A 23175-nucleotide genomic window follows, 5' to 3' on the forward strand; every position below is an offset into this window, starting at 1 on the left:
CCGCCCGCTGCCGCACCCCGCGCCGCCGCCATGAAACTTCTTTCATGTTTTTAGCGACCGGCTGTTAGGGCGGCCTCCCCAGAATGCAGTCGTCGGCGCCTGTCCGTGTTTTCCCGCATGCGGCGGCGCCCGCGCCAACCCACCGAACGACGCTTTCTACGGAGCAGCATCACATGCTGAAAATCGTCCGGCTCGCCCTTGTCCGGCCCTACACGTTCATCGTGCTGGCGCTGCTGATCTTGCTGGCTGGCCCGCTTGCGGCATTACGCACGCCCACCGACATCTTCCCGGACATCCGCATTCCGGTGATCAGTGTCATCTGGAATTACTCAGGCCTGCAGCCGGACGACATGTCCGGACGGATCGTGACGTACTACGAACGAACGCTCGGCACCACCGTCAACGATGTGCAGCACATCGAATCGCAATCGTTCCGCAGCTTCGGCATCGTCAAGATCTTCTTCCAGCCGACCGTGGACATCAGCACGGCAACGGCGCAGGTCACCTCGGTGTCGCAGACGGTGCTCAAGCAGATGCCGCCCGGCATCACGCCGCCGCAGATCCTGAACTACAACGCCTCGACGGTGCCGGTGCTGCAAATCGCGCTGACCAGCAACACGCTCGACGAACAGAAGCTCGAGGATTACGCCGAGAACTTCATCCGCCCGCAGTTATTGTCCGTGCCCGGCGTGGCGATCCCGACGCCTTACGGCGGCAAGACGCGCGAGGTGCAGATCGACCTGAACCCGCAGGCGCTGCAATCGAAGGGCCTGTCGGCGCAGGACGTGGCTCACGCGCTCGCGCAGCAGAACCAGATCATTCCGGCCGGCACGGAAAAAATCGGCCGCTTCGAATACAACATCAAGCTCAACAACAGCCCGCTGGCGCTGGATGCGATCAACAACCTGCCGATCAAGTCGGTGGATGGCACGACGATCTACATCCGCGACGTGGCGCACGTGCGCGACGGCTTCCCGCCGCAGACCAACATCGTGCGCGTGGACGGCCACCGCGCGGTGCTGATGAGCATCCTGAAGAACGGCTCGGCCTCCACGCTCGACATCATCGCCGGGGTGAAATCCAAGCTGCCGCTGATCGAGCAGACTTTGCCGCCGGGCCTGAAGCTGGTCACGCTGGGCGATCAATCCACCTTCGTGAAGGGCGCCGTGAGCGGGGTGGCGCGCGAGGGCGTGATCGCCGCCGCGCTCACCTCGCTGATGATCCTGCTGTTCCTCGGCAGTTGGCGCTCGACGCTGATCATCGCGGCCTCGATCCCGCTGGCGGTGCTGTCGGCCATCGCGCTGCTGGCCGCCACCGGCGAAACGCTGAACGTGATGACGCTCGGCGGGCTCGCGCTGGCGGTGGGGATTCTGGTCGACGATGCCACGGTGACCATCGAAAACGTCAACTGGCACCTGGAGCAGGGCAAGGACACGCGCACCGCGATCATCGACGGCGCACGCCAGATCGTGATGCCGGCGCTGGTGTCGCTGATGTGCATCTGCATCGTGTTCGTGCCGATGCTGATGCTCGACGGCATCTCGCGCTTCCTGTTCGTGCCGATGGCGAAGGCGGTGATCTTCGCGATGATCTCGTCGTTCGTGCTGTCGCGCACGTTCGTGCCGATGCTCGCGCAATACCTGCTCAAGCCGCACGCATCGGGCGGCCACGCCTCGGGCGAGCTGGCCGCGATGATGGACCCGCACGGCGGCCCGCATCACGCGCCGCCGTCGCGCAACCCGCTGGTGCGCTTCCAGCGCGCGTTCGAACACCGCTTCGAGCGCATTCGCGGCAGCTACCGCGTGCTGCTCGGCCTCGCGCTCACGCGCCGCAAGCCGTTCGTGATCGGCTTCCTCGCGATCGTGGCGGTGTCGTTCCTGCTCGCGCCGTGGCTCGGCCGGAACTTCTTCCCGACCATCGATTCGGGCGAGATTTCGCTGCACGTTCGCGCGCCGGTCGGCACGCGGGTGGAGGAAACCGCCGCCGAATTCGACCGCATCGAGAACACCATCCGCGCCACGATTCCGCCGTCGCAACTGCGCGAGGTGATCGACAACATCGGCCTGCCGAAGAGCGGTATCAACCTGACCTACAACAACAGCGGCACGATCGGGCCGCAGGACGGCGACATCCTGATCTCGCTGTCGAAGGATCACGCGCCCACCGCCGACTACGTGAAGACGCTGCGCGAACGGCTGCCGCGCGACTACCCGGGCACCACGTTCTCGTTCCTGCCGGCCGACATCGTCAGCCAGATCCTGAACTTCGGCGCGCCCGCGCCGGTGGACCTGCAGGTGGCCGGCCCGAACCAGGCCGCGAACCTGAAGTACGCGCAGGAACTGTTCCGCAAGCTGCGCCTGATCCCGGGCGTCGCCGACCCGCGCATCCAGCAGGCCACCACCTATCCGCAGTTCACGCTGGCGGTGGACCGCACGCGCGCCGATCAGCTCGGCATCACCGAGCAGGACGTGACGAACTCGGTGGTGGCGTCGCTGTCGGGCACCAGCCAGGTGGACCCGACCTACTGGCTCAACCCGAAGAACGGCGTGTCCTACCCGATCGTCGCGCAAACGCCGCAGTACCGCATGACCTCGCTGTCGGCGCTGCAGAACCTGCCGGTGACGGGCGCGAGCGGCCAGTCGCAGTTGCTCGGCGGCCTCGCCACGGTCACGCGCGGGATGGGCGACGCGGTGGTGTCGCACTACAACATCGAGCCGCTGTTCGACATCTACGCGAACACCCAGGGCCGCGATCTCGGCGCGGTGGCGACCGACATCAACCAGATCATCAAGGCCACCGCGAAGGATCTGCCCAAGGGCTCGACCGTCACGCTGCGCGGCCAGGTGCAGACCATGAACGATGCGTTCGCCGGCCTGCTGCTGGGCCTGGTGGGCGCGATCGCGCTGATCTACCTGCTGATCGTCGTGAACTTCCACTCGTGGGCCGATGCGTTCGTGATCGTCTCGGCGCTGCCCGCCGCGCTGGCCGGCATCGTCTGGATGCTGTTCGTCACGCACACGCCGCTGTCGGTGCCGGCGCTGACCGGCGCGATCCTCTGCATGGGGGTGGCCACCGCCAACGCGATCCTGGTGGTCAGCTTCGCGCGCGAGCGGCTCACCGAAACCGGCAACGCGCTGGTGGCGGCGATGGAAGCCGGCTTCACGCGGTTCCGCCCGGTGCTGATGACGGCGCTGGCGATGATCATCGGCATGGCGCCGATGGCCCTCGGCCTCGGCGACGGCGGCGAGCAGAACGCCCCGCTCGGCCGCGCCGTGATCGGCGGCCTGGCCTGCGCCACGCTGGCCACGCTGTTCTTCGTTCCTGTCGTGTTCAGCCTCGTGCACCGTCGCGATGCGCTCAAGCACGACGCGTCCCGCGATTCTTCCCATTCCGCGTCCGGAGCCAAGCATGTCCACTGAGATCGATATCAAGTCGCCGAAACGGCTGCCCAACCTCAAGCTCGTCGCCGCGATCGCTGCCCTGGTCGCGATCGGCGTGGTAGCCAGCGGCATCGTCGGCCGCCTGCATGCCAAGGAACAGATGACGACCTGGTCCGCCACGCAGTCGGTGCCGACGGTGGTGGCCTACACGCCGTCCACCGGCGGCGACGGCTCGGCGCTGGTGCTGCCGGGCCATCTGTCGGCGTTCGAGAACGCGCCGATCCACGCCCAGGTGTCGGGCTATCTGCACGCCTGGTACGCCGACATCGGCGCGCATGTGAAATCCGGCCAGTTGCTCGGCCTGATCGACACGCCCGAACTCGACCAGCAGCTCCAGCAGGCGCGCGCCGATCTGCAAAGCGCGCAGGCCAACGAGAAGCTGGCCGCGTCCACCGCCGCGCGCTGGACCAAGATGCTGCAGCAGGATTCGGTGTCGCAACAGGAAACCGACGAGAAAACCAGCGACCTCGCCGCCAAGCAGGCGATCGTCGCCGCCGCGCAGGCCAACGTCGGCAGGCTTGATGCGCTCGAAGGCTTCAAGCGCATCACCGCGCCGTTCGACGGCGTGGTCACCGCGCGCAAGACCGATATCGGCCAGTTGATCTCGGCCGGCAGCGGCACCGGCCCCGAGCTGTTCGCGGTGTCCGACGTGCATCAGTTGCGCGTGTACGTGAGCGTGCCGCAGAGCGAGGCCGCCGCGATCCATGCCGGCATGCACGCCACGCTGACCGTGCCCGAGCATCCGGGCGAGACGTTCCAGGCCAAACTGGTGGACACCGACGATTCGATCGCCGATTCCACCGGCACCCTGCTCGTGCAGTTGATGGTGGACAACAGCGACGGCAAGCTGATTCCCGGCGAATACACCGAGGTGCATTTCGCCCTGCCGAAGGACGGCCACACACTGACGATTCCGGCCAGTTCGCTGATCTTCCGCCAGAACGGCCTGCAGGTCGCGGTGATCGGCAAGGACAATCACGCACTCCTGAAGAATGTGACGATCGGCACCGATCTCGGCACGCACGTGCAGATCGCCACCGGCCTCGACGCCGACGACCGCGTGATCGACAACCCGCCCGATTCGCTGTCGTCGGGCGATCCGGTGCGCCTGAGCGCGCCGGGCGGCGCTTCGACTTCGACGGAGCAGGCGCATGGTTAAACGTAGGCTTTGCGCGGTGCTGGCCGGCATCGCGTTCCTCTCCGCCTGCTCGTTCGCGCCGACCTATCACGCGCCCGCCACCGCGCTGCCGACGCAATTCAAGGAAGCGGGCGGCTGGCAGACGGCCCGGCCCGCCGACCGCATCGAACGCGACGGCTGGTGGAAGGCGTTCCGCGATCCGGTGCTCGACCGGCTCGAAGTGCAGGTGGCCGCCGCCAACCCCGACGTGGCCGCCGCGATGGCGCGTCACGACGAGGCCGGCGCGCTATTCGATCAGGCCCGCTCGGGGCTGTTCCCGACCCTCGGCCTCGGCGCGGGCATCTCCAGCAACCGCGCGTCGAACACGCGTCCGCTGCGCGGCGCGACGCAGCCCGACGTCTACGGCGACAACACGCTGGAGGCCGGCTTCGACTACGACCTCGACCTGTGGGGCAAGGTGCGCAACGAGGTGGCCGCCGGCCGCGCCACCGCGCAGGCCAGCGCCGACGATCTGGCCTCGGTGCGCCTGAGCCTGCAGGCCAGCCTCGCCAGCGCCTACTTCAGCCTGCGCGGGCTCGATCAGCAGCAGAAGCTGCTGGCCGACACCATCGACACCTACCGGCACGCGCTGAAGCTCACGATGAGCCGCCACGCGGGCGGTATCGCGTCCGACCTCGACGTGTCGCGCGCGCAGACGCAGCTCGATTCCGCGCGCGCCTCGGCAGAGGACGTGCGGGCGCGCCGCGCGCTTTACGAGCATGCGATCGCGACGCTCACCGGCGTGCCGGCCTCGACGTTCTCGCTGGCCGCCGACCTGAGCACCGCGCACCTGCCGTCGATCCCGGCCGGGCTGCCGGCCACGCTGCTGCAACGCCGGCCCGACGTGGCCGCCGCCGAGCGCCGCATGGCTGCTGCCAACGCGCAGATCGGCGTGGCGCGCGCCGCGTTCTTCCCCGACATCACGCTCGGCCTGGTGGGCGGCTATCAAAGCTCGGGGCTGGGCCACTGGCTCAGTGCGCCGAACGAGATCTGGTCGATCGGGCCGAGCCTGATGATGACGCTGTTCGACGGCGGCCGCCGCCAGGCGATCACCGATCAGGCGCATGCGAAGCTGGCCGAGAACGGCGCGAAGTATCGCGCGGTGGTGTTGCAGGCTTGTCAGCAGGTGGAGGACAACCTGGCGCTGACGCATCACCTCGGGGATGAGGCGGATCGGCAGCAGGAAGCGTTCGATGCGGCAGAGCGGACGTTGGCGCTTTCGATGTCGCGGTATCGCGATGGGGTGGTGAGCTATCTCGATGTGGTGACGGCGCAGACGACCGAGCTGAATACGAAGATCGCGATGCTTGAGCTGGATACGCGCCGGCAGTTGGCGGCGGTGGGCTTGATTGCGGCGATTGGCGGCGGGTGGTCTGGCGAAGGCGCCGACGGCTCCGCGATGGCGGATGCGCATGGCGGCGCTGCTGCCGGTGCCGCGCCTGCGGCGGCGTCGGGCGTGGCTGCGGCCGTGCCGGTGGCGGCTTCGTCCGCGGCGCTTTCCAACTCGAACTCGACCGGCGCGCGAGACGCTACACGAATCTGACTTTCCCCCTCCTGCGGCATGTGTGGTGCGTGCCGCGCTTTTGGGCGTCCGCCGGTTTCGGTGGACGCTTTTTTTGGCCCGGAACGCCATCAACACGGCGACGCGAAGCGGGGGGCGAAGCGGGGCGCGAAACGTGCAATCATGCCGGGACCGTTAATTGCACGATGTTCGCCACCGCCATCCAACAAGCGTGCCTCCGGATGCCCGACTACCGTTCCCGCAGCCCCTTGCCCCGACGTCTGGTCCTCGGATTCGTCGCGCTCTGGTTTTCGATCGGCGGCGTCTGCCACTTCATGTTTACCGACGCGTTCGCAAGCATCGTTCCCCCGTCCATACCGTCGCCGTACGCGATGGTCTACCTCAGTGGTTTCTTCGAACTGCTCGGCGTGATCGGTCTCGTCTCGCGGCTTACACGACGCTACGCCGGTTGGGGCCTTGCCCTGCTGACCGTGGCCGTGACGCCCGCCAATGTCTATATGTGGCAGCACGCGACGCTTTTTCCATCGGTTCCACCCGGTCTGCTGTTGGCGCGCCTGCCCTTCCAGGCATTGTTGATCGTGGGGATTGTCTGGGCCACGTGCGATCGTCGGCCGGGAGACCTCGCTTGAAAACGGCGCACGGATTCAAACACCTGCTTCAAACGCTGGCCTTGGCGGCATTCTTTGCCAATCGCTGCCTGGCAGCGCCTATGTCATTGGATGCCTACCTCGCGATAACGGCGCCGCCCGCCACGACCGTTTTTCACTACGGCCCCGCGCCTTCCCAGATCGTCGCCTTTTATCGCCCGCGAGGCGCAGGACCGTTTCCCGTCGCCATTCTGGTTCATGGGGGATGCTGGCAAAGCCGATACGGCGGACTGCCGCAAATGGGGGCGATCGGTGCACTCCTGGCCGAACACGGCATTGCTGCGTGGAATGTCGAATATCGCCGCGTCGACGAACCCGGCGGCGGATATCCCGGCATGTACCAGGACATGGGCGCTGCCATCGATTTATTGCGCAGCCGGGCGTCCGCCCTCGATCTCGATGCGAGCCGCGTGCTTGCCATCGGGCATTCGGCGGGCGCGCAACTCGCACTGTGGGCGGCCGCCCGCTCGCATTTGCCTCCGCACAGCAGTCTGCATGTCCCCGTCTCGCTCCCCATTCCGACCGTCATCAGCCTCGGCGGATTCGGCGATCTCGAGCGCGATGCGAATGCGATTCGCCAGGCATGCAGGGTCGATGTGGCAACGCTGACCGGCTCGCCCGACGACAGGCGAAACGATGTTTTTTCCGACACGTCTCCCGCTGCGTTGCCATCCGGCACGGCGCGTGTCATTGCCATCCATGGTGCGGACGATACGATCGCGCCGCCTGCGCTCGCGCAAGACTATGTGTCGCGTGTACGGAAGGCTCACGGCCAGGCCAGGTTGATCGTGGTGCCGGACAGTGGGCATCTGGACGAAGTGTCATTGACCTCGCCCGTGTGGCCGATATTGAAAAAGGAAATTCATGATGCCTTGCAGTTTTCTCAACCGGCGGCACGGTAATCACCTGCATCGGACAAAGCGCGATCGTGCGCCCTCGAGCTCGCCCTTGCGCGCGTTGCGTCTATTGATCGTGATGGCCTTGCTCCCGGGCTTGAACGCCTGCGTCAGCAGCTTGAATGCGCTTTCGGCAGGTCACGATCTGACGATTGCGCATGACGTCAAATACGGCAGCGATGCGCGTCAGGGCATGGATGTCTATACGCCGAGGGATGCCGAACCGCACGCCGGAAAGGGGCGGCCGGTGGTGGTGTTTCTGTATGGCGGTAGTTGGCAGGACGGCAACAAGAAAGACTATGCCTTCGTCGCGGCCGCCCTGACTCGTCACGGCTGCGTGACGTTCGTGCCGGATTACCGCGTCTACCCGCAAGCGCGCTATCCCGACTTCCTGGAAGATGCCGCCCGCGCGGTCGCCTATGCGCGCGCCCACGCGGCGCAGTATGGCGGCGATCCCTCGCGCCTGTTCCTGGTCGGGCATTCGGCCGGATCGTATAGTGTCGCCATGCTCGCGCTCGATCCACGCTGGCTGGGTGCAGTCGGACTCGACCCGGTGCGCGATATTCGCGGCGCCGTCGGGTTGGCCGGCCCGTACGATTTCCTTCCCTTGCAAGATCCGATACTGGAAAAGATCTTCGAGAATCCGGGCGGCCTTGCCGTGACGCAACCCATCAACCACGTCAGCGGAACCGCACCGCCGATGCTCTTGATCGCAGGCCGAAACGACAAAATCGTCGACCCCGGCAATACCGACCGGCTCACCGCCCGCATACGCGAGAAAGGCGGTCAGGTGGAAGAGATCATGTATGACCGAGCAGGGCATCGCATCATCATCGGCGCGTTCTCGCGTGCATTGCGCTTTCTCTCGCCCAGCTTCTCCGATACGACGCGCTTTATCGATCGGCACGACACGCCCTGAACGCAAGGAACGGGCATCGTCAGTGGATTGATGCGATCACGTTGGCCGAGGTCGCGATGCAAGCGACGACATGCAGGTCGTTGATTTCCACGCGCACCTTCGCCAATACTCGGCCGGGCATCCCCATGCCCCGCCCCGCCAAGCCTCGATAAACTACGCACCCCAACCGACGCCGCAACGAGCCCTCCATGAACCGCACCGCTACCAGCCGCAAACCCGGCGTCCCCGCATGACCCCGCCCGACAAGCAGGACCTGGAGGCCATGTCCTCGTTCCGCCACGAACTGCGCAAATTCCTGCGGGCTTCCGAGGAAATCGCCAACGCGGCCGGCATCACCACCCTGCAATACCAGTTGCTGCTGCATGTGCGCGGCTTCTCCGGCCGCACCTGGGCCAGCGTCGGCGAACTGGCCGAACGGTTGCAGGCCGCACCGAACGGCACCGCCGCACTGGTGTCGCGCTGCGAAACCGCCGGGCTGGTCGAGCGACGCGCCAGCGACGCCGACCGGCGGCTCGTGCAGGTCCACCTCACGCGCAAGGGCGAACGCTGCCTGCTCGACCTCGCCGCGCAGCACAAAGCACTCTACGGCGCATTCGGCTGGGTCTTCGCGAACCGAGGAGACTGACCCCAAGCCATACCCAGCCGGCCCGGTCAGACATTTATGTCACAATGTGCCTCTTTTCCCGGCCGGCCCCTCCCATGCGCTTACCTGCCCTTTTCGACCGCCGCACGATCGTGCGCGGACGACGCCGATGGCTGCACTTCGGCCTGTTCTGGATGGGGGCCGTGGCCACCGGGCTGGTGGCCGTGCTCTATGCGCGGCTGATCGATTTCGGCTACGACCTGTTCCAGCGCATGCACGCCGCGCACTTCTGGCTGCCGCTATTGGTCACGCCGGCCGTGTCGGCGCTCGGCGTGTGGCTGACGCGGCGCTGGTTCCCCGGCGCGGAAGGCAGCGGCATCCCGCAGGTGATCGCCAGCCTGCACGACGTGCGCGGGCTCGGCCCTCGGCTGCTGACGCTGCGAATCCTGGTCGGCAAGATCGGCATCTCGTTCCTGGCCATCCTCGGCGGCTTCACGATCGGCCGCGAGGGGCCGACGATCCATGTGGGCGCGTCGCTGATGTATTCGATGCGGCGCTTCTACCCGGCGCGGCTGCGCAGCATTTCCGGCGTGGCGATCGAGCACAAGCTCGCGCTGGCCGGCGCCGCGGCCGGCCTGTCGGCCGCGTTCAACGCGCCGCTGGCCGGCGTGGTGTTCGCCATCGAGGAGTTGTCGCGCAGCTTCGAGCAGCGCACCAGCGGCGTGCTGATCACCGCGATCATCTTCGCGGGCGTCGTCTCGCTGGCCTTGCAGGGCAATTACGTCTACTTCGGCACCATCGCCATCGACGGCCACCTGCCGAACCTGCTGGCGGTGGCGGTGGTGCTGGTCGGCGTGCTGACCGGCACGCTCGGCGGGCTGTTCTGCTGGCTGCTGCTCAACACGCCGCGCTGGATGCCGGAGCGGCTGCTCGCGCTGCGGCAGAACCGGCCCGTGCAGTTCGCTGCCGTATGCGGCCTCGTCATCGCGGTGATCGGCGTGGCCAGCAGCGGCCACACGTTCGGCAGCGGCTACGCCGAGGCGCGCGGAATGCTGGAGGGGCACGCGCAGGTGTCGGCCGTGTATCCGCTGATCAAGATGGCGTCGATGATCGGCTCCTACCTGCCGGGCACGCCGGGCGGGCTGTTCGCCCCGTCGCTGGCGATCGGCGCGGGCGTGGGCAACACGCTGCACCTCGTGTTCGGCCAGATGCAGTTGCCGATGCTGATCGCGCTCGGCATGGTGGGATATCTCGCCGCCGTCACGCAAAGCCCGATCACGGCGTTCGTGATCGTCATCGAGATGATCAACGGGCACGCGCTGGTGATTTCGTTGATGGCGACGGCGTTGATTGCGAGCCAGACGTCGAAGTTTTTTGCGCCGCCGTTGTATGAGGCGTTGGCGCAGCGGTATATGAAGCGCTGAGGGAAACGCGCCCGCTCCCATAAAAAAACCCCATGACGCAACCGCGTCACGGGGCCGAAGATCACCGCCATCCACTCGCCACACCATTACCGCCGGCAAAACAAGAGAGACGGAAACCGCACTACCGGCGCACCCGGTCGCTCGACCGGACACGCCGCCACCTAAGCGCGCGAATCGATCGATCCTCGCGCAAAGCCGGGCGGCACGCGCCGCCCGGCCTGCTTCAACCGGCGAGGACCGGTCAGAACTTGTGACGAATGCCGGCTGCCACGACAGCCTGGCGGTTGTTGCTCGACGCCGCGAAGTTGAAGATGCCGGCCTGGCCCAGCACCGACACGCCATCCACGCCGCTGACCTTGCGATACACGCCTTCGAGGTACAGGTCGGTGCGGCGCGACAGCGCGTAATCGGCCTGCAGCATGAACTGGTTCCACTTCGGCGCCAGCGTGCGGCCGGCGTTGTCGAAGCGGCCTTGCGTGTAGGTGTACGAACCACCCAGCGTCAGGGCCGGTGTCAGGAAGTAGCGCGCATTCAGTTCATAGTTGCTGAACGTGAGCAACTGGCCGTTGACGCTGCCGTACGAGCCGCCTTCCGAAATTTCGTTCGGGTTGTTCAGGATCGTGCGCGTGTAGACGAAACCGACGCTGGCCTTGTCGAACGCGTAGCGTGCGCCCGCGCCGAAGGTGCGCCAGCGGCCGCCCACCAGCATCGAATCGCCATCCGCGCTGCTCAACGCGCCGCCCGTGTTGGCCGGCGTGTTCACGCCGCCCGGGTTGTTCGATTGCAGGTAGCCCACGCCCAGGCTGACCGGGCCGTTCGCATACGCGGCGCCGACGCTGTACGCGTTGTTGTTCGACATCCCGCCGCCCATGTTGCTGAAGGCGTAGGCGCCGCCGAACGAGAATCCACTGTAGTTCGCACTCCGGAACTTGATGGAGTTGTTCATGCGCGTGTCGTTCGCGAGGTTGTCGTTGTCGAACGGGTGGTCGGCGATGTTGCCGCCGAAGCCGGAGCCGGTCGCCGACAGCGGCGCGACGTAATCCACCAGGAAGTCGTACTGACGCCCCAGCGTGACGGTGCCCCACTGGTTGCTCGACAAGCCGACGAATGCCTGACGGCCGAACTCGTCACCGCCGTTGCCGAGCTTGCCGTTGTTGACGCTGAAGCCGTTTTCGAGGGTGAACACCGCCGACAGGCCGCCGCCGAGGTCTTCGTTGCCGCGCAGGCCCCAACGCGAGGTGCTCACGTTGCCGCTCTGCACGCTGTAGGACGGGCCGCTGACGTTGCCCGATTTCTGGTTGCTGATGTAATCCAGGCCTGCATCGATCGTGCCGTAGAGAGTCACGCTGCTCTGCGCATGAGCGGCGGTCGAAAGCAGGCACGCGAGCGCCGCCGGGATTGCCAGATATTTCTTCATGATGATTTCGCTAGAGTGGGTCGGTCTTCTCGCACCGCTAGCCGCGTGTGGAATGGCCGATCCGTACGCGGTGCGATGGCGCACAATTTAGGCAGTGCGCGTGACAGGGCGGTTATGAAAATGCCCTGAAAAATGAAGCCTTTTTCATCTTCGCGATACCCGCGATTCATGTCGTTCCCGACAGCCTGGCCGCCACGCATGAATTTCTTTTCACGTTGCGTATGCCGAACCGCTATCGCCCCCCCTCTATGCTTCTTGTCAACCCGACGCGCAGCGCAAGAAAGATTGCGCCGGGGATGAACCCAGTCATCAATCATGAGGATAACGAACATGAATTCCGCGAAGATCGCCGCCGCCGCGCTGCTTGCCGCGCTTGCCATCCCCGCCTTTGCCAACACAGTGTCAGGGCAGGCCGCCACGACCACGCAGAGGGTGCCAGCCGCCAGCAAGGACGGCGTGCCGGGCGGTGCCGCAAGCACCTGGACGGCGCAGTCGGGCACCCAGACCTATGCGCAGCCGTACGGCCAGCCGACCCATGAAATGACCCGCGCCCAGGTGTATGGAGAACTGGTGCATGCCGAACAGGACGGCCAGCTCAAGTATCTGAATTCGACGCTCTATGCACACTGATGCACGCCGCTGCACGGCCGGCCTTCCGCGCGCGTTGCACCATCCCTCGCACCCGCCGGCCGGCCCGCAGGCACCGCGTTCGCATCACGCCTCCCGCTCCTCGCTGCCGTCATCGCCCCACTCGCCCAACATGAAGCTTCGTCCTCTGCTCGTTCGCACCGCCCGCCTCGCGCTCGTCGCGATGGCCGCCGGTGCCGTGCTGTCCGGCTGCGCCGCCGCACGCCCCAATGGTCCCGGCGATTGCGTCGGCCCGCCCGATTTCTGCGTGCCGTTCTTCGGCTCCTGATCATCGCGGCCCATGCAACAAGGGCGCGCTGCCGGCTGGCAGTGCGCCCTTGTCGTTGGTAACGAGGCGGTTTTCTTCGTGCGACGCGCGCGTCAGGCGTCCGGCAGCGTCACCTGATAGCCGTAGCGGCTGACGGTATCGATCTTCACGTCGGGCAGATGGCGCGCGAGCTTGCGGCGCAGGCGCGACACCACGAGGTTCACGCTCGACGGATCGACGTCCTCCTTGTCCTGCCACACGTAGCGAATCAGTTGATCGCGCGGCACCGGCGCGTTGGGGCTGCGCATCAGGCATTCGAGCAGCAGGAATTCGCGGCGCGTGACGGCCAGGCGCAGCTTGCCGTCCTTCAGTTCGCGCGACAGCGTGTCGAACGTGGAACTGGCGGCCGCGGCGGCCAGCGGGCCGTCGGCTTCGCGCGGCACGCCGAGCCGTTGCAGCGCCTGCAGGCGTTCATGCAATTCGAGGAACGAATACGGCGCGCCGAAGCACGCGTCGGCACCGGCGCGCAGCGCGCGAATCCGCTCGCTGGCCGACGCCTGGCCGAGCAGTACCACCAGCGCCGCGCCGCCGCCATCGGCAACGAAGCGTGGCAGCGCATCGATCAACGCGGCATCGCTGCCGGGTTCGAGCGCGGTCGTCACGATCGCGTCGAACGCTTCCTGCGAGGCCAGGAACAGGCCGTCGCGCAGGTCGTCGGCGCGTTGCAGGCTGTGGCCGCTTTCCTGCAGCGCCTTGTGCAGCCATGCGGCTTCCGGATGCGGCGAGGTCACGAGCAGGATGCGCACGATCAGCGGCCCCCCGCACGTGACGAGAACAGCGGCAGCGAAACTCGCGCGATGGAGAACGGCGTCATACCAACGTCCTCGGCCAGCATTCGATGGTCACGCGCGTGCCCGGATCGGCGCTGCCGATGCGCAGCGTGAAGTCGTGCACGTTGATCACCGTCGACACGATGCTCAAGCCCAGCCCGTAGCCGGCCTGATGCCCCGTGCGAGTGCTGCGGTAGCGGTGCTGGAGCACGGCCTCGCGTTCGTCGGGCGCGATGCCGGGGCCGTCGTCCCACACGTCGATCTGCGGGCCTTGCAGCCGCTGCCGCACTTCGAGCCGCACGATGCCGCCCGAGGCCGAATATTTGAGCGCGTTGTCGAGCAGGTTGGTCAGCGCCTCGAACAGCAACGCGCGATCGCCGTGCACCGGCGTCACGCGTTCGGTCAGCACTTCGAAATGAATTTCGCGGCTTTCGGCGAGCGGCTCGAACAGCTCGCCGACATCCACCACCAGCGCCTGCAGATCGACTTCACCGAAACCGCCGCGCCGTTGCAGCGAGCCGATCTCGGCGATTCGCAGCATCGCGCGAAAGCGCCCGAGCAGCGCGTCGGTTTCGTTGCGCGCGCGCGAGACGAGGCTCGCGAGCGCGGCGTCGTCGTAGGTGCCGGCGCGTTCGGCCGCATGCGCGAGCAGCGTGTGAACGTGCGCGAGCGGCGTGCGCAGGTCGTGCGCGATGCCGTCGCACACGCCCTTGACCTCGTGCATCAGGCGCTCGACCTCGGCCAGCATGTGATTGACGAGGTGCGACAGCATGTCGATTTCGTCGCGCCCGCCCACCGGCAGGCGCTGCGCGAGATCGCCGCGCGCGATGTGCTGCGTGACCTGGCGGATCGCCCGGATGCGCCGCATCTGCCGCACGCTGAGCACCAGCCCGCCGAGCAGGCCGGCACCGAAACACAGCACGCCGCCCACCACCAGCGCGTTGATGATGGCGGTGCGAATGGCGAGGATATGCGTGAGGTCGCGCGCCAGCACGAGCCGGTAGCCGTTGGGCCGCGTCTCCGCCATCGCGCGCACCACCGGCGCGACCTGGTCGCCGGCGATCTTGAGCGTGTGCGACAGCGTCTGGCCGTTGCGGTCGGCGGCCAGCTCCGCCGGGAATTCGAGCACGTCGCCGGCCACGTGCCGGCCGTCCGGCGCGAACAGCCCGTAGTAATTGGTGTGCATGCGCTCGTGTTCGAGCCGGCGATGGATCGCGCCCGGCAGATCGGCGTCGGCCATCGAATCGAAATAGATCATCTGCCAGTCGATCACGACGTCGGTTTCGCTCTTCATGTCGTGCGTGGTGCGCGAGGCGATCACGCCGAGCAGCAGCATCACCGACACCGAGAACATCACCGCATAGACGATGACCAGCCGGAACGTACTCGAATACCAGCGCAGCGCACCCGATCCGCCGGACGCGCGGCTTGCTTGTTCGCTCACGATGGATGGCTCACGACAGGATGTAACCGGCGCCGCGCACGGTCTGGATCATCGGGGCGGCGTCGGACGGATCGATCTTCTTGCGCAAGCGCCCCATGTGGACGTCGATCAGGTTGGTGCCCGGATCGAAGTGATAGCCCCACACGGCCTCGAACAGCATGGTGCGCGTGATGGTCTGGCCCGCGTTGCGCATCATGTATTCGAGCACGCGGTATTCGGTGGGCAGCAGGGCGATCTCCACGCCGTCGCGCATCGCCTTGCGGCCGATCAGGTCGAGCGTGAGCCGGCCGACCGACAGCGTGGTTTCCGATTGGGCCGGCGCGGTGCGGCTGCGGCGCAGCAGCACTTCGAGACGCGCGGCCATTTCCTCGGGATCGAACGGCTTGGTGAGGTAGTCGTCGCCGCCGGCCCGCAGGCCGCGCACGCGTTCGTCCACGTCGCCCAACGCGCTGAGCATCAGCACCGGCGTACGCACGCCGATGCTGCGCATGGTGGTGACGATGGTCAGGCCGTCGACGCCCGGCAGCATGCGGTCGAGCGTGATGACGTCGTAATCCTCGGTGAGCGCACGCGCCATGCCGTCGCGGCCATTGGCGACCCATTCCACGGCGAAGCCGCGATCTTTCAGTTCGCCGACGATTTCATTCGCAGTGATGTCATCGTCTTCGATAGTCAGGACTCGAAACATTGTCGTCCCGCCTGCCGCGAGGGAAGGCGGCACCGGCGATTCGTGATGAGAAGAGAGCGATGTTGCCATATCCGACCCGGGCGTTGAGCGGCCGTCGTGCGTCGACGGCTCTCGGCGCAGGCTACACGCGCGCGCGTGGCAAAAGGGTATCGGCTTCATTAAAGATTCTTCATGCGGCGTGCACGCGCCGCCGCCGCGCCATGGCCGGCGCGGTTCATCCGCTCTTCATCGATCGCGCGCGGCGTGTCGCGCGCGCCACATGTCGGCCCGGGGTCAGCCCGGATCGGCCGCGAGCGCGCCAGCGCCGGGCCACCCTCGTGCGACGTTGCGTCGCATATTGCCGGCCGCGCGGCGGCGCGCGTCCTCGATCGCGCGATATTGGCGCTCGACCCTCGCGTGATCGAGCACCACATCGGCCACCGGGCCGCCGCTGCCCTGCACCTTCGCGTCGGCCAGTGCGCTCACGCACAGCGCGACGGCGGCCAATCCGATTGATCCGATGGTTCGCACGTTCACGCTCGTCTCCTCGTCTGCCTGGGTTCCGGGCCGGCGATGCTTCGGGATGCTTGAGGTTTCGTCGAGCTTGCCCGTGCGCGCCGGCGGTTTCAGCCGCTGCTTCCATCACGCTCCGAACGATACGCGAGCGCACCTGAAGCAACGCTGGCAGACACGTGAAAGTTATTTCAGCGAGCGGGCGGGGGCGACGATGAAGGAAGTTTCATGTCCGCTCCACCGTTTCGACAAACGCCCTCCACTAGTCTGCATTCCGTGATCTCGGCGATGCCACGCCGGATCGGACAACCCGGCCGGCACCGATACCGCCGGCCCAACCCGGATCAAGGAGCGAACCCATGAACACGCCAATCAAGAACCTGAAACGTGCCCTGCTGTGTGCAAGCCTGATGGCCGTCGGCGTCGCCGCCCACGCCGCGCCGCTGACGACCCAGCAATGCCACGACTACCCGTTCGTGAAGACCAGCGCGCCGGTCACGCACAAGCAGATCGTCAACGAGCTGTCGGAACTCGAATCGGTCGGCTACCAGCCCTCGGCCGGCGACGACAACGACTACCCCGACGACATCGACACCGCCCAGCAAAAGCTGACGCAGAAGTACCAGCGCGACTGCGTCAAGCACACGGGCGCGGCCTCGTGAACACGGCGGCGCGCATCGCGCGAGCCGGCGCCGCGGCGGGCCTGATGGCCGCCGGCGCGGCCGCGCATGCGCTGCCCCTGACGGCCGGGCAATGCGCGAGCTACCCGTTCACCACGCCGCAGGCCATGCGCTCGCACGCGTTGACCCGCAGTGACGTGACCCGAGAACTGGCCGAATTGAAAGCGGTAGGCTTCTCGCCCACCGAGGTCAACGGCAGCGATTTCCCCGACGCCGTGCGCACCGCACGCCGCAGGCTGCTGCGCGAATACCGTCGCGACTGCGGCGGCACGCTGGCGGCGAATTCGCCCGATCCCGCGCGCTCGCGCTGAACGCCAGGGCCACCGCCCGGTTTGCCTGCCGCCCTCGATATTTCGTCATACGAAGTATTATCGACAGGCCGCGTGCCGGAACACCGGTCACGCAACACGCTCGACAACGCGGCGCGCACCACGCGCCCCGCCCTCGCTGATTACACCGTCACGCCGGATCGGGCGACTTCGTGCGCAGCGTCACGAACTCCTCGGCCGCGCTCGGATGGATGCCGATGGTCGCATCGAACTGCGCCTTGGTCGCGCCCATCCGCACCGCGATCGCGATGCCCTGGATCGTTTCGGCCGCATCCGGGCCGATCATGTGCGCGCCGAGCACGCGCTGCGAATCGCGCGCCACCACGAGCTTCATGAAGATCTTTTCATCGCGGGCCGTCAGCGTGTGCTTCAGCGCGCGGAACGAGGTCTTGTAGATGTCGACCTCGCCATGCTCGGCGCGCGCTTCGTGTTCGCTCAGGCCCACCGTCGCCAGCTCGGGATGACTGAACACCGCCGACGGAATCGCGCGATGGTCGGCCTCGACGCGCTGCGCGCCGAACAGGTTGGCGGCCAGCAGCGCGCCGTCGCGCGTGGCCACCGGCGTCAGTTGCGGGCGCGAGGTCACGTCGCCGATCGCGTGGATCGACGGCACGTTGGTGGCCGAGTAGGCATCCACATGGATCGCGCCGCTCGATTCGCAGGCTACGCCGGCCTGTTCGAGGCCCAGGCCCTGCGTATTCGGATGACGGCCGGTGGCGTACAGCACCGCGTCGTACGGGCCGTGCGGCGTGCCGCCGATGTCGAGCGTCAACGCGCCGTCAGCGCCGCGCACGATCGAATTGACCTGCGCATGGGTGTGGATCGCCACGCCGTGCTTGCTCATTTCCTCGTGCAGCACGCGGCGCAGGTCGTGATCGAAGTGGCGCAGGATTTCGTCGCCGCGATAGAACAGGTCCACCTGCGAGCCGAGGCCCTGGAAGATGCCGGCGAACTCCACCGCGATATAGCCGCCGCCCACCACCGCCACGCGCTTGGGCAGCTCGGGCAGATCGAGCGCCTCGCGCGAGGTAATCGCGTGCTCGATGCCGGGGATCTGCGGCAGCGTCGGCCACGAGCCGGTCGCCACGCCGATGTGCTTCGTCGTGATGCGCTTGCCGGCGATCTCCACCGTGTGCGGATCGACGATCGTCGCGCGGCCTTCGTGCATCGTCACGCCGGCATCGGTCAGCAGCTTCACGTAGATGCCCGACAGCCGGTTGATCTCGCGATCCTTGGCGGCGATCAGCGTGGGCCACGAGAATTCGCCGGGGCCGAAGGTCCAGCCGTAGGCCGCCGCGTCCTCGACTTCGCCGGGGAAGTGCGACGCGTACACCAGCAGCTTCTTCGGAATACAGCCGCGCAGCACGCAGGTGCCGCCGATCTGCTCCACCTCGGCGATGCCGACGCGCGCGCCGAGCGAGGCCGAGATGCGCGCGAGCCGCACGCCGCCGGAGCCGGCGCCGATCACGAACAGGTCATAGTCGTAGTCCATCGAAACGCTCCCCCATATTGTCGAGCAGGCACGATAGCAAGTTTTGGCGGCACGCGTGCGACGTGCCCGCGAGCCGGTCGGTGTCCCTACATGAGACAGACATCGACGGCGAAAGCGGACCCGAAACGGGGGCGTAAACAGAGAAACGGGGACGTAAACGACACCGCCCCGGTGCCGGCGCGACCTGCATCGCGCAAAACCGGGGCGGAGCGGCCGAAGCCGGTGCCTGAATCGAGCCGGCGCGAGGCCGGCCGGGATCAGAAGATGTTGCGCAGGCCGATCGAGATGCCGGTCTGGTTGTTGCGGCCCGGCAGTTCGACGGTTGCGGCGCCGGTGGCCTTGTTGAAGTCCACGGTGCCGTAGATTTCGGTGCGCTTGGACAGCGCGTATTCGGCCACGCCGACCACCGCGTAGCGGTTGCCGGTGCCGAGCACGCCGGTCGAGACCGTTTCGTTGCGGCCGTGGTCGTAGTAGAACGCGCCCGTCAGCGTGACGGTCGGGGTCGCTTGCCAGGCCAGGCCGGCGTAAGGGCCGTCGTCGATCCGGCCGGTACCCTTCAGCGAGGCGATGCCCGGCACCACGGCTTGCTGCGCCAGCGTCGAATCCACGAAACCGGTGTCGTCCTTCGAGCGCAGGTAGCCCGCATACAGCTTCAGCGTGCTGAACGCGTAGACCGCGCCCGCGTGGAAGATGGTCTGCTTGTGGTTCGTGTTGTCGCTGTTCTGCTGCATGTCGGCGACCAGGTTCAACGGGCCGAACGCGTAGCCGAGCGAGAAGCCGTACATGCTGCCCGCGCCGATGTGGCCCGGGATCTGACCCGAGAAGCCGTTCACGCCGGGGGTGGTGGTATCGGTGCCGAACGAATACATCGCGCCGACCGACAGGCCGCCGAACTTGCCGTTGTACTTGACCGAGTTGTCCGCATAGAGGCCCGCGCCGAGCGACACCGGCAGCCATGCGTTTTCGAAGTAGTTGCCGACCGTCAGCGGATCGAACGTATCGGCCAGCAGATCGAACAGCAGCGTCTTCTGGCGGCCGAGCGTGACGGTGCCGTACTGGCTCGACAGGCCCACGTAGGCCGCGCGGTTGAACAGGCGCGAGGAGCCGGCGCCGCTTTGCAGATCGAAACCGCTTTCAAGGTTGAAGATCGCCTTCAGGCCGCCACCGAGATCCTCGGTGCCCTTCAGCGCGAAGCGGCTGTTGGTGATCGCGCCGTTGGTCATGTAGAGACGGTTGTCGTTCTTCGCGTTCGAGTTCGTCAGGTAACGCAGGCTGACGTCGGCGACGCCCCACAGCGTGACCGAGCTCTGTGCGTGTGCTTGCGTGCCGACGAATGCCAGCATCAGGCCCCCAACCAATCCCGCGATTTTGGTCTGCTTCATGAGCGATCCTTTTCTTTATCGTTGACGGTGTATTTGTGGTCCGGCGCCGCGCTGGCGGACCGGATGCGCATCGCGCGCTTCTGACGCGGACGGCGTGGGCCGCATCATAAAGTGACGAATGTAAGGAACAAAAAAGAATTGCTCGACGGCGGGCTCGGCTGTCGCCCGCGCGCAACGATCAGGGCGCGTGCGGATTGCGACGCGCGAGGATGCGCGTCAGGCAGGCGCGGCCTGGGGTGGCTGCGGGCACGGACCGGCGCAAGCTCGGCAGCAAGCACCACCTCATCGTCGACGCGCAAGGCGTGCCGCTCGCGGTCATCCTGAGCGGCGCATGGGATTTGCGGAACGCGAGCAAGGTCACATGTCCAATGTTTCAGCGGCCCGCGATTCGATAACCACAACGAAAAATAAGAATCTTCCAATTCGCTTTTAGTTCGTTGCTGATGTTTTTGCCATTTCCAATGGGCTAGCCTCTTGCGCTGCTGCCGGTGACGCAACACGTAAGGCCTCATGTCTCTCGCGGCCCAGCGCCAATCAGATCAATCCCGTCTCAAACGTCAGCCACTGCTGTTGCAAGGGTTCGGCTGCGCCGTTCGTATCGCTTGCTTGACCCTGCCCGGAGGAGTTTCGCATGTCGTCGATCCTGCCTACCCAAGCCTATACGTTGAAGCTCGCGCCACATCCGGCGCCGTTCTCCATGGGACGGCGTGAGCGAGCTGTATCGCTACGACATCGAATTCACGAGCCTGGCTGGCGGTGTCCCGATGGATCAGGTGATCGGCCGGCCGGCGAGATTCATCATCGCTCCGGTCTATCCCGACATGGAATACCGGGGCAATCCGGGCAATGGCGAACTGGCGAATCCGGGTTTCCATCATCACAAAAACAGCACGAACGCCGGCATCACTCCTGCGGGCGACCCCGTACAGCCCATCGCGAACGATGCAACGCGCTGCTCAACCTGCGTTCAAACGCCTCTTCCGAAGACTGACCATGGCCAATCCCTCAAAAATCGTGGTGCCGATTGCACGCAACGAGACATCGTCCGCGATGCTGTGTCTGCCGTGGTTTCTCGACATGATCCCGGCGGGCCCGCGCGGAACCGGCAAGAAGTCGGGCAGCGTTGCCGAGTTTCATCCGGTACCGGCGTCCTACAAGCCGCTTGTCAACGGAGAGGAGGCATTCGGCGCGCTGTACGACGCGATTCTGGCTGCCAGGCATTCGATCGACTATATCTGCTGGGGCTTTCAGCCATCGATGTATTTCCGGCGGGGCGGTGGCGATTCGCTCTGCATTGGTGACCTGCTGATCCAGAAGGCGCGCGAAGGCGTGAAGGTCCGCATTCTGTGCTGGGCCGATACGTTTGCGGTGGCGCAGAAGCTGGAAAATCCGAACCCGGGCTATGACCTGGTGCGCAGCGCGTTCACGCAAAACGAGAACACGACCCAGCTCGAATATGACCGGCAGTGGTATTACCTGGCTCGTATCACGCCGTCGCCGGCACAACGGGAACTCTCCGAATCTTTGCGGCGTTCAACTCGACCCGATGCTCAAGGCGCGAGCGCGAGACCGTGGGAGAACATTCAGGTGGTCACGCGCGACTTTTCCCTGTTTGATCGGCTGGAAATCATGTACCGCGAGTCGAGATTCCGCTCGGATACCAACGTCGGCAAGTTGGGGGTGATTGGCGGATATGGACTCGGTCCATCGCATCACCAAAAGACGGTGCTGGTTGATTACGAAGCGCCGAGTCAGGCCGTTGGTTTTGTGATGGGGCATAACACCCTCGACGCCTATTGGGATAACGATGCGCACAGCTATGCACGCATGCACGCGCGATTTGGGCGCAATGGAGAAACGCCGCGCCAGGATATGTCCGCGCGGGTGACCGGGCCGATTCTCGAGCATCTGAACGTGAATTTCTGCCGCGCCTGGCAGCGCAATGCGCATGTCGATCTGTTGAGCAAACGCAAGGCATTGGCCGCACAGCTGAGAGTGCGGCAGGAGTTGGGCACGCCGCTCATGGCGCAGATCGTCCGGACGCAGTCGCAGGAGGGCGTGCGCAACATCGAGGCGCTCTACTTGCAGGCGGCCAATAACGCCACGCAGTTTATCTACATCGAGAACCAGTATTTCCGGTGGGAGCCGCTTGCCGCGAAGATCAAGTCGGTTGCGCAGACGCACGTATCTGCAGGGCGCGATCCTGGCAAGCATGGCCCGCTGTATCTGTTCGTGGTGACGAATTCGACCGACGACGCGGTGGGAATGGGCACGGGTACGACGTACGACATGCTCGACAGCCTCGGGCGTGCGGACACCATGCCCAACGTGGCGCGGCTGGAGCGTGGCGAGCAACTCGGGATCGATGTGCAGCGTGCCGTCAACGAGGTCGCGGTGGCGCATTACGACCATGGCGCCAGTGGTCCGGTACGGCAGGACGCCGCGAGAAAGAAACTCCAGGAAGCGAAGCAGAAGCTTCAGGACAACGCCGATGAAAAAAATCCGATTCTGCCTCAAGACATTCCGGGGTTGAAAGTTCATGTCTGCACGCTGGTGGCGCCGGATTCACCGGCCAAGCAGTGGATGCCGGTGTACGTGCACAGCAAGATCATGATCGTGGACGACGTGTTCCTCACGCATGGTTCGGCAAATGTGAATTTGCGCAGTATGGAAGTGGATAGCGAGTTGAATATCTGCCATGAGCATTCTGGTGTGACGCAGGCGTTGCGGAGGAGGTTGTGGGAGATGCATACGAATGGGATGGGGGCGCAGGATTCGCCTGCTAAAGCATTTGATGCATGGGGGAATGTCATCAAGAAGAATGCTACTAATCAAGCCAAAGGTCTGACGCCAGAATCGTCGCTAGTTGGTTTCATGAGGACGTCAACGAGCCGACTTCGAGTGGACTAATCTTACTG

20 protein-coding genes and 2 pseudogenes are annotated in these 23175 nt (G+C 65.8%); 15 read left to right on the forward strand and 7 right to left on the reverse strand.

Translation table 11 applies throughout. The features are described from left to right. The first annotated feature begins 173 nt into the window (after positions 1–173). The 8 genes from AB4850_RS31460 (at position 174) to AB4850_RS31495 (ending at position 10608) form a co-directional block, all read left to right on the forward strand. Positions 174–3419 (forward strand): efflux RND transporter permease subunit, encoded by a 3246-nt coding sequence (locus AB4850_RS31460; protein WP_414443307.1) that lies wholly within the window; start codon positions 174–176, stop codon positions 3417–3419. Next, positions 3409–4599, forward strand: a complete 1191-nt coding sequence (locus AB4850_RS31465; protein WP_414443308.1) for an efflux RND transporter periplasmic adaptor subunit — start codon at positions 3409–3411, stop codon at positions 4597–4599. The genes AB4850_RS31460 and AB4850_RS31465 overlap by 11 nt, the downstream gene beginning before the upstream one ends. Continuing rightward, positions 4592–6160, forward strand: a complete 1569-nt coding sequence (locus AB4850_RS31470) for an efflux transporter outer membrane subunit (protein WP_414443309.1) — start codon at positions 4592–4594, stop codon at positions 6158–6160. Before AB4850_RS31465 ends, AB4850_RS31470 begins: the two co-directional genes overlap by 8 nt. A 164-nt stretch (positions 6161–6324) precedes the next feature. After that, entirely contained in the window at positions 6325–6768 is a 444-nt protein-coding gene (locus tag AB4850_RS31475) for a DoxX family membrane protein (RefSeq protein ID WP_414443310.1), read from the forward strand. After that, positions 6765–7688: an alpha/beta hydrolase family protein gene (locus AB4850_RS31480; RefSeq protein ID WP_414443311.1), complete on the forward strand. Its 924-nt coding sequence runs from the start codon at positions 6765–6767 to the stop codon at positions 7686–7688. The genes AB4850_RS31475 and AB4850_RS31480 overlap by 4 nt, the downstream gene beginning before the upstream one ends. A gap of 46 nt (positions 7689–7734) precedes the next feature. Further along, positions 7735–8601, forward strand: a complete 867-nt coding sequence (locus tag AB4850_RS31485; RefSeq protein ID WP_414443312.1) for an alpha/beta hydrolase — start codon at positions 7735–7737, stop codon at positions 8599–8601. A gap of 229 nt (positions 8602–8830) precedes the next feature. Further along, on the forward strand, positions 8831–9226 hold the full coding sequence (locus AB4850_RS31490) for a MarR family winged helix-turn-helix transcriptional regulator (protein ID WP_414443313.1): 396 nt from the start codon (positions 8831–8833) through the stop codon (positions 9224–9226). 74 nt (positions 9227–9300) lie between these two features. Next, positions 9301–10608: a chloride channel protein gene (locus AB4850_RS31495; protein WP_414443314.1), complete on the forward strand. Its 1308-nt coding sequence runs from the start codon at positions 9301–9303 to the stop codon at positions 10606–10608. Positions 10609–10849: 241 nt separating this feature from the next. Here AB4850_RS31495 and AB4850_RS31500 read toward each other — a convergent pair whose 3' ends face one another. Continuing rightward, positions 10850–12025 (reverse strand): porin, encoded by a 1176-nt coding sequence (locus AB4850_RS31500; RefSeq protein ID WP_414443315.1) that lies wholly within the window; start codon positions 12023–12025, stop codon positions 10850–10852. A 330-nt stretch (positions 12026–12355) separates the two neighbouring features. Here AB4850_RS31500 and AB4850_RS31505 point away from each other — a divergent pair, with 330 nt between their 5' ends. Both AB4850_RS31505 and AB4850_RS31510 read left to right on the forward strand, forming a co-directional pair. Then, positions 12356–12655: a hypothetical protein gene (locus tag AB4850_RS31505; RefSeq protein ID WP_414443316.1), complete on the forward strand. Its 300-nt coding sequence runs from the start codon at positions 12356–12358 to the stop codon at positions 12653–12655. 130 nt (positions 12656–12785) lie between these two features. Beyond that, entirely contained in the window at positions 12786–12941 is a 156-nt protein-coding gene (locus AB4850_RS31510) for a hypothetical protein (protein ID WP_414443317.1), read from the forward strand. Positions 12942–13033: 92 nt separating this feature from the next. Here the strand turns inward: AB4850_RS31510 and AB4850_RS31515 are convergent, their stop codons facing one another. The 4 genes from AB4850_RS31515 to AB4850_RS31530 form a co-directional block, all read right to left on the reverse strand. Beyond that, positions 13034–13726: a response regulator transcription factor gene (locus tag AB4850_RS31515; protein ID WP_414443318.1), complete on the reverse strand. Its 693-nt coding sequence runs from the start codon at positions 13724–13726 to the stop codon at positions 13034–13036. 64 nt (positions 13727–13790) lie between these two features. Further along, positions 13791–15104 (reverse strand): sensor histidine kinase, encoded by a 1314-nt coding sequence (locus tag AB4850_RS31520; protein ID WP_414445669.1) that lies wholly within the window; start codon positions 15102–15104, stop codon positions 13791–13793. Positions 15105–15204: 100 nt separating this feature from the next. Next, positions 15205–15882 carry a response regulator transcription factor gene (locus tag AB4850_RS31525; RefSeq protein WP_414443319.1) on the reverse strand — a complete coding sequence of 226 codons (678 nt, stop codon included), beginning with the start codon at positions 15880–15882 and terminating at the stop codon, positions 15205–15207. 273 nt (positions 15883–16155) lie between these two features. Next, on the reverse strand, positions 16156–16398 hold the full coding sequence (locus AB4850_RS31530) for a hypothetical protein (protein WP_414443320.1): 243 nt from the start codon (positions 16396–16398) through the stop codon (positions 16156–16158). Positions 16399–16733: 335 nt separating this feature from the next. Here AB4850_RS31530 and AB4850_RS31535 point away from each other — a divergent pair, with 335 nt between their 5' ends. Then, positions 16734–17036 (forward strand): DUF4148 domain-containing protein, encoded by a 303-nt coding sequence (locus tag AB4850_RS31535; RefSeq protein WP_414443321.1) that lies wholly within the window; start codon positions 16734–16736, stop codon positions 17034–17036. Beyond that, positions 17033–17365 carry a DUF4148 domain-containing protein gene (locus tag AB4850_RS31540; RefSeq protein WP_414443322.1) on the forward strand — a complete coding sequence of 111 codons (333 nt, stop codon included), beginning with the start codon at positions 17033–17035 and terminating at the stop codon, positions 17363–17365. Before AB4850_RS31535 ends, AB4850_RS31540 begins: the two co-directional genes overlap by 4 nt. Positions 17366–17513: 148 nt before the next feature. On the opposite strand, the gene gor is transcribed toward AB4850_RS31540, so the two are convergent. Together gor and AB4850_RS31550 are read right to left on the reverse strand one after the other, a co-directional pair. Beyond that, positions 17514–18875: a glutathione-disulfide reductase gene (gor, locus tag AB4850_RS31545; protein WP_414443323.1), complete on the reverse strand. Its 1362-nt coding sequence runs from the start codon at positions 18873–18875 to the stop codon at positions 17514–17516. A 257-nt stretch (positions 18876–19132) separates the two neighbouring features. Continuing rightward, positions 19133–20257 carry a porin gene (locus tag AB4850_RS31550; protein WP_414443324.1) on the reverse strand — a complete coding sequence of 375 codons (1125 nt, stop codon included), beginning with the start codon at positions 20255–20257 and terminating at the stop codon, positions 19133–19135. A 248-nt stretch (positions 20258–20505) separates the two neighbouring features. Here AB4850_RS31550 and AB4850_RS31555 point away from each other — a divergent pair. The 3 genes and pseudogenes from AB4850_RS31555 to AB4850_RS31565 all read left to right on the forward strand — a co-directional run. Beyond that, positions 20506–20589, forward strand: a pseudogene (locus tag AB4850_RS31555) (IS5/IS1182 family transposase); the annotation flags it as partial. 299 nt (positions 20590–20888) lie between these two features. After that, positions 20889–21087 (forward strand): annotated as a pseudogene (locus tag AB4850_RS31560) (hypothetical protein); the annotation flags it as partial. Between the two features lie 163 nt (positions 21088–21250). Then, on the forward strand, positions 21251–23167 hold the full coding sequence (locus AB4850_RS31565; protein WP_414443325.1) for a phospholipase D-like domain-containing protein: 1917 nt from the start codon (positions 21251–21253) through the stop codon (positions 23165–23167). Positions 23168–23175: the final 8 nt, after the last annotated feature.

It is taken from the genome of Burkholderia sp. 22PA0106, from assembly GCF_047497155.1.
In the GTDB taxonomy this organism is placed as follows: domain Bacteria; phylum Pseudomonadota; class Gammaproteobacteria; order Burkholderiales; family Burkholderiaceae; genus Burkholderia.